This window comes from Mesorhizobium sp. M7A.F.Ca.ET.027.03.2.1 (genome assembly GCF_003999175.1).
Classification (GTDB): Bacteria; Pseudomonadota; Alphaproteobacteria; order Rhizobiales; family Rhizobiaceae; genus Mesorhizobium.
The window spans coordinates 1-2,681 of the sequence record NZ_RZOM01000865.1 but is presented as its reverse complement, the minus strand read 5'-3'; the positions used below and the strand labels follow the sequence as shown (position 1 = coordinate 2,681).

The following is a 2,681-nucleotide window of genomic DNA, read 5'->3' as shown; positions in this document are numbered from 1 at the left end:
CCTCAATGAAGTCGACACCGTAATTGTCGTGCTCCTCGATGCCGGTGGCGATGGCGAAGACATTGGGATCGAAGACGATGTCCTCGGGCGGGAAGCCGGCCTGCTCGGTCAGGAGCTTGTAGGCGCGCGTGCAGATCTCGACCTTGCGCGCCTTGGTGTCGGCCTGGCCGTCCTCGTCGAAGGCCATGACGACCACCGCCGCGCCATAGGCGCGGACCAGCCTGGCATGATGCAGGAAGGCCTCTTCGCCCTCCTTCATCGAGATGGAGTTGACCAGCGGCTTGCCCTGCACGCATTTCAAGCCGGCTTCGATGATCTCCCATTTCGAACTGTCGACCATGACAGGAACGCGGGCGATGTCCGGCTCGGCTGCGATCAGATTGAGATATTCGACCATGGCCTTCTTCGAATCGATCAGACCCTCGTCCATGTTGATGTCGATGATCTGCGCGCCATTGGCGACCTGGTCGCGGGCGACGTCGAGTGCGGCGACATAGTCGCCCGCCGTGATCAGTTTTCGGAATTTGGCCGAGCCGGTGACATTGGTGCGCTCGCCGACATTGACGAAGGGGATCTCCTCGGTGAGCGTGAACGGCTCCAGCCCGGACAGGCGCATCTTCGGCGTGATGTCAGGAATGGCGCGCGGCGGATACTTCCGCACCGCCTCTGCGATGGCGCGGATGTGCTCCGGGGTCGAGCCGCAGCAGCCGCCGACGACATTGACCAAGCCTTCCCTGGCAAAATCCTCGATCTGCGCGGCCATGAATTCCGGGCTCTCGTCATACCGGCCGAATTCATTGGGCAGGCCGGCATTCGGATAGGCACAGGTGAAGGTGTTGGCGACGCCTGATATTTCGGCCAGATGCGCCCGCATCGCATTGGCGCCGAGCGCGCAATTGAGGCCGATGGTGAAAGGGTTGGCATGGCGCACCGAATGCCAGAAGGCGGTCGGCGTCTGGCCCGACAGCGTGCGGCCGGAGAGGTCCGTGATGGTGCCCGAGATCATCACCGGCAGGCGCACGCCCTTCTCGATGAAGATCTCTTCCGCTGCGAAGATCGCGGCCTTGGCGTTCAGCGTGTCGAAGATCGTCTCGATCAGGATGATGTCGGCGCCGCCGTCGATCAGGCCGCGCAACTGCTCGCCATAGGCGAGGCGCAGATCGTCGAAGGTCACGGCGCGGTAGCCAGGATTGTTGACGTCGGGCGACATCGAGGCGGTGCGGTTGGTCGGCCCCAGCGCGCCGGCGACGAAACGGCGCTTGCCATCTTCCTGCTCGGCCCTCACCGCCGCGCGCCGCACCAGCCGCGCACCATCGCGGTTCAGCGCGTAGACGGCATCCTCCATGCCGTAATCGGCCTGGGCGATCGAGGTCGAGGAGAAGGTGTTGGTTTCGAGGATGTCGGCGCCTGCGATGGCGTATTGATAGTGAATCTCCTCGATCGCCTTCGGCTGCGTCAGGATCAGAAGATCGTTGTTGCCTTGCTGGTGGCAGGCGCAGCCGGCGAAGGCCTCGCCGCGAAACTGTTCCTCATCAAAGCCGAGGCCCTGGATCTGCGTGCCCATGGCGCCGTCGAGGATGAGAATGCGCTCGCGTGCCGCCGCTGTCAGCGCGGCAAGCACTTCCGAGCCGTCCGGTTTTGCCGCGACGGGGCCGAACAATGCGTCCAGCGATGCAGAATTCTGCGACATTTTTATCCCTTTGGCGACAGGCCTTTTCATGTCACATAAGGATATCTTTATGTCAATATACGGTAGATGCGCGCGATTGTCACCCACCTGTCTCGAGGGCGGGGTCTGTGGCGCCGGTTTTCCGACGGACCTACGCTCTGTCGAAGCTTGCCAGGAAGCGGGCGAAGACCGGATTGAAGCGATCCGGCGAATCCCAGAACGGCGCGTGGCCGGATTTGTCGAGCAGATGGGCCTTGCCTTCCCATAAATTGGAGAATTTCACAGCGGAGACGAAATCGGTGTTGACGAATGGCTCGTCGATGCCGTTCAGAACGGCGATCGGCGGCGTCTTGCCGGCCACGATCTCGCGCTGGTTCCGCCCGGTGCCGGCCGCGAACTTTTCGAACATCAGGCGCCGCGCCCTTCCATCGGTGCGCGCCACCGTGTCGATGAGAAACGGCTCGAACGGCTCGCCGCAGGTGCTGCGCGCATAGGCCTCGACATCCGCGTCAGTGAAGGTTTCCTGCCCGGCAAGGTGCATATGCTGGCTCGGCTTGAAGCCGTTGCCGACCTGCTCGGGCGAGACGGGCGGCGTGCCGGTGATCATCAGGCCAAGCAGGCCGGGAAAGCGGTCGATCATCTCAAGCCCGATATGGCCGCCGAGCGACCAGCCGAAGACGATGGCCTTGTCGACGCCGAGCAGCCCGAGCACTTCGGTCATGGCATCGGCATAGCCTTCCATGCTGTAGGAACGCTCCGGATCGATCGCATCGGCGGACGCTCCATGGCCGGGCAAGTCGGGAGCGATGAGGTGGTAGCGCTCGCCCAACGGGCTGTCCAACTGGTTGCGGAAAACGGCGCTGGAAGATGAATTGCCGTGGATCAGCATGACAGCGGCGCCTTCGCCACTGGTCTGGCGAACCGCGATCTTGCCGTGGCTGGTTTCAAGGGTCTTCTGCGAGATCGCCATTGTCCGCTCCGTCGGGGGAATTGCCCTGTTTTAATACAGTTG

2 protein-coding genes are annotated in these 2,681 nt (G+C 62.8%); both read right to left on the bottom strand.

The window, feature by feature from the left end; all coding sequences use genetic code 11:
• A partial coding sequence (locus tag EN750_RS28155) for a homocysteine S-methyltransferase family protein (protein WP_189526522.1) occupies nucleotides 1-1,690 on the bottom strand: 1,690 nt, incomplete at its 3' end.
• Nucleotides 1,691-1,820: 130 nt separating this feature from the next.
• Nucleotides 1,821-2,639 (bottom strand): alpha/beta hydrolase, encoded by an 819-nt coding sequence (locus EN750_RS28150; RefSeq protein WP_127398683.1) that lies wholly within the window; start codon nucleotides 2,637-2,639, stop codon nucleotides 1,821-1,823.
• Between the last annotated feature and the right edge of the window lie 42 nt (nucleotides 2,640-2,681).